Origin of the sequence: uncultured Maritalea sp. (assembly GCF_937139385.1) — a bacterium.
GTDB lineage: Bacteria > Pseudomonadota > Alphaproteobacteria > Rhizobiales > Devosiaceae > Maritalea > Maritalea porphyrae_A.
The window spans coordinates 1-3,009 of the sequence record NZ_CAKZPW010000184.1 but is presented as its reverse complement, the minus strand read 5'-3'; the positions used below and the strand labels follow the sequence as shown (position 1 = coordinate 3,009).

Below are 3,009 nucleotides of genomic sequence, written 5' to 3'. Positions count from 1 at the left end.
ACAATGATGAGTGTGGCACTTTCGATCCGGCTTGGACTCAGTCGAAAACTGCAGTTCGGAAAGCTTTCGTTCTGTGTGTAGCGATTGACGGATTGGCTGATCGGTATTGCAAAGAACAATCGGTGTCTCGAAAAGAAGTGCTGAAACGCGTTTCTGAGTTTTGTTACTATCGTGAGCCACGCGCTATTCGCGAAGGTGTGATCTATCGGATATGGTCAATCGCAAATGCGCACCGACACGGAGTTTTGGACGATGACCGGAATGAACTTCTATCGGACAAAGATGTTCTGTGTTGCGCAACCGCTTATGGCTCTGGCGTTTTTGGTGTTGGAAAATATGGTGGGTTGCCAGAGGTTTTGATTACAACAAAAAACGGCGACGTATTCAAATTTCTCGGAGATAGTGCCGCTGTGCTGGCCGGCTGGCTAAGGTTTTTAAAGCTAAACTATCCACAATATGATTTGATAGTACCTAATAGGTTCGTAATGGGGGAATAGCCCGTTACTTTTCCCGTCACCCTCGGGCCTGACCCGAGGGGCTGCACGATAATTGAGTCGCATCATGGTTGCTCGGATCAAGTCCGAACATGACGAGGGTAGTTAGATATGGCATTGTGGACAAAAATCGTGAGACGGCTCCTTGCCCATCCCTGAAAAACTCAATCGCCCCTTCCTTTGCTACACAGGCATTGAAACCGACCTGATTTTCAATCAAGGGATCGAGCTGCCCGGCTTTGCCACTTTTCCGTTGCTTGAAACAGAAGAGGGTCGCTCACTACTTAAAAAGTCCTATATGGCGCAGGTGACATTGGCGCGAGAAATGGGCTGCGGAGTGATGTTTGAAAGTGCCACCTGGGTCGCCAATCGGGATCGGGCGGCAAAACTTGGTTATGGGCCGAACCGGCTTGAGCAGATCAATATCGATGCCATTCAATTCATCCGCGAGTTGAGCGATAATGTGGGCGACGTGCCAATTGTGTTGAGCGCACAGGTCGGGCCGCGTGGGGACGGATATAAGCCAGACCACCATATGGACGGATATAAGCCAGACCACCATATGGACGATGAAGAAGCGCAGCTTTATCACAGCGTACAAATGGCGCATTTGGCCAAAGCAAAGCCGGACATTGTGAGCGCCTTCACCATTTCCTATCCAGAAGAAGCCATCGGCATCGTTCGTGCCGCAGAGCATAGCAAATTGCCTGTCGCGATTTCATTCACAGTGGAAACCGACGGCCTATTGCCCACCGGCATGCCTTTGGGTGAAGCCCTGGATGCAGTAGATGCAGCGACGGATCAATACGCTGAGTATTTCCTGATAAATTGTGCACACCCTGAGCATTTTTTGCCCAACCTAAATGATGGGCCTTGGATTGAGCGGTTGGCTGGCGTGGTGGTCAATGCATCACGCTGTTCGCATGCTGAATTGGACAATGCGACTGAATTGGATGACGGAGATCCCAAAGAACTTGGCACATATCTCGGGCTGATCAAAAACACCTATCCGCATATGCACATTTTCGGCGGTTGTTGTGGCGCAGACATGCGGCACATGCGCGAAATTGCCAAGGCTGTTTCATAGTTGCCTCAAACTTGCCTAATTAACGACGTCGTTTTGTCTAATTGGCCCGCTATCGAGTAATTCAACTTTGTGTCTCACCCCAATTGGAAACCCAATGCGACATCCGCTTTTACTCACCAGCTTCATACTCTTTGGTCTTGCCGCAATATGTATCTTTGCAGAAAGCACCTTTTATGGCGGTATCGATGAAAATGGTGTGCTGCAAGAAAGCTTGTTCTTGCCCCTAACCTTCATTTTTGCGGCTGGCGGCATCGTTTTTCTGGCCATATTCGGCCTGCGCAAGCTTTTCAAAAAATAGCAGTTGGCTTAGGTTTCCCCCTCATAATAATACATTTTTTCTGGCGCTAACCCGAGCGCTTTGTAAAAATGATTGCCTTCATCATTGTCGCATTCGGTTGCCACCCAATAGGTTGTGCACCCTAGTGACTTTCCCCATTGCACAATCTGCTCGAACAACGCAGTTGCTATGCCAAGGCGCTGGTAATTAATGGCAACGCCTAAATTATCGATATAAAGCGTCGGCGCCTCATCAGGCTGAAAATGCACCATAGCGCGGATTTGGCCGACCACCTGATCGTCACTCAGAGCAACAATCAATTGGTGGTTGGGTTGTTTTAGATAAGCGGCAACATATTCGCCACAAATTTCATAATCGAAAACATCTTCAGCCACATGCTCGAGCAAACCTACGTTTTCATGTGAGAGAATTTTGATCGACCAAGCCATGCAACACCTCCAGTGTAAAACCTAACTTGGCCGATCAATGGGTGCAATAACTACTCGCAAGTGGAAGGGGTCGACCTTAAGTCTTGCTCAAGCGAAAATAGGTTGAAGGTAAAAGCGAAGAACTGATTGATCGCCTCGTCATCCGGTTCTGCGTTCATCAACAAGATCACGCCCCGCTGCATGTCCTTGTTGAAAACCGCAAAACTCACCGCACCGGGGTCGCCACCTGTGTGTCCCCAAAATGTTGTACGTTCAGGTAAGGGGCCTTTGAGGCGGAATTTTTCGAAGAATAGCCCATAGCCTTTTTGGTCACCCGCCAACAAGTCCGCGTAAAGCGGCTGAAACCCTTCTTTGGAGATAATGCGATTGCCATTCAACTCACCCTCATTCATCAACATGGCCATGAATTTGGAAAGATCGGTAATCGATGAGCGCAATCCTCCATCTGGCCATGAGGCGAGGCTGTAGAATGCGTTGGGCGCAAAACCGTCCAAAGGCACATCATAATAGGGCCGAGCGAGCCCACCAGCTTGATAGTCGCTGAGGTGCCAAAAGGTATGATCCATACCCAATGGCGTAAGAATTTGGGATCGGACTTGTGCGTCAAATGGCGTGCCCGTTGCTTTTTCCAACGCGTAAGCGGCAAGGGCTGAGCCAATGTTGGAATAGTTGTATTCCCCATATGCCGCAAAATTTGCACGC

General features: G+C 49.2%; 5 protein-coding genes. 3 read left to right on the top strand and 2 right to left on the bottom strand.

Annotated features, from left to right (window positions below):
* The 3 genes from Q0231_RS07945 to Q0231_RS07935 all read left to right on the top strand — a co-directional run.
* The coding region (locus Q0231_RS07945) for a hypothetical protein (protein WP_299346956.1) at positions 1–497 on the top strand (497 nt) is incomplete at its 5' end.
* 142 nt (positions 498–639) lie between these two features.
* On the top strand, positions 640–1,581 hold the full coding sequence (locus tag Q0231_RS07940) for a homocysteine S-methyltransferase family protein (protein ID WP_299346954.1): 942 nt from the start codon (positions 640–642) through the stop codon (positions 1,579–1,581).
* A 94-nt stretch (positions 1,582–1,675) separates the two neighbouring features.
* Positions 1,676–1,879, top strand: a complete 204-nt coding sequence (locus Q0231_RS07935) for a DUF3955 domain-containing protein (RefSeq protein ID WP_299346952.1) — start codon at positions 1,676–1,678, stop codon at positions 1,877–1,879.
* Positions 1,880–1,887: 8 nt separating this feature from the next.
* Here Q0231_RS07935 and Q0231_RS07930 read toward each other — a convergent pair whose 3' ends face one another.
* Together Q0231_RS07930 and Q0231_RS07925 are read right to left on the bottom strand one after the other, a co-directional pair.
* Positions 1,888–2,307, bottom strand: a complete 420-nt coding sequence (locus Q0231_RS07930; RefSeq protein WP_299346950.1) for a GNAT family N-acetyltransferase — start codon at positions 2,305–2,307, stop codon at positions 1,888–1,890.
* 50 nt (positions 2,308–2,357) lie between these two features.
* Positions 2,358–3,009: serine hydrolase domain-containing protein (locus Q0231_RS07925; RefSeq protein ID WP_299346948.1), on the bottom strand; the 652-nt coding region annotated here is incomplete at its 5' end.

Coding starts and splice junctions, on each gene's coding strand:
- Q0231_RS07935 (WP_299346952.1), top strand. CDS start 1,676: ATGCGACATCCGCTTTTACTCACCAGCTTCATACTCTTTGGTCTTGCC.
- Q0231_RS07930 (WP_299346950.1), bottom strand. CDS start 2,307: ATGGCTTGGTCGATCAAAATTCTCTCACATGAAAACGTAGGTTTGCTC.